At 62.5% G+C, this 611-nt stretch carries 1 protein-coding gene; it reads right to left on the bottom strand.

Annotation, left to right across the window (positions count from 1 at the left end):
- Positions 1-257: 257 nt before the first annotated feature.
- The coding region (locus tag AC08OU_RS21180) for an anthrone oxygenase family protein (protein ID WP_476605621.1) at positions 258-611 on the bottom strand (354 nt) is incomplete at its 5' end.

The raw sequence follows: 611 nt of genomic DNA, 5'->3' as shown, positions 1-611 counted from the left end.
TTTCATTTCGACTCCCAAGGACTGGTCCCCCGCCGACCAGTAAACGACACTTCTCCCTGGTCATCAAGCAACCAATGCAGCAACCAATGCGCTGACCGGAAGAGCTGCCGCCCCCCACGTTCCCCGCCTCTTACGGAGATCGATACTCCTGTACCGGACGTGTACTGGACGATAAGAGATGACCTTAACCTCGCCGAATTCGTCGAAGTTCAAAGCCTGTGAATTTCTGCTGGAAGGCTTGGGCGGGCGAAGCCGCGTTAGTACTGGGTGGTCGCGGCCAGGGCCAGCAGAACCAGCGCGCTCACCGCGGCGGTCGTGCGGATGCTGTTGAAGAAGTCCCAGCGTGCCCGCTGCTCCCGCCAGTCGGCCGGCGGAGACTCCGGCCGCCAGGTGGCCATGGCATTGTTGATCGGAAGGTCGCCGCGCACGGTGACCAGGATGTTGGTGAGGACGCAGGCCGCCGCGATGCCGGCCAGCACCGCGCAGGCCGTCGCACCGGTGACGCCAGCCGCGACGGCCAGGGCGATCGTAGCGATCAGGTTTGTAATCTGCAGCAGTTTCATCATCCGCGGGTAGCTGATATCGAACGCCTGCTTGACCATTACGTAGGG

This window comes from Frankia sp. CcMO1, from assembly GCF_977945845.1.
The sequence above is the reverse complement of the archived record's forward strand: the minus strand, read 5'-3'. Positions and strand labels throughout refer to the sequence as shown.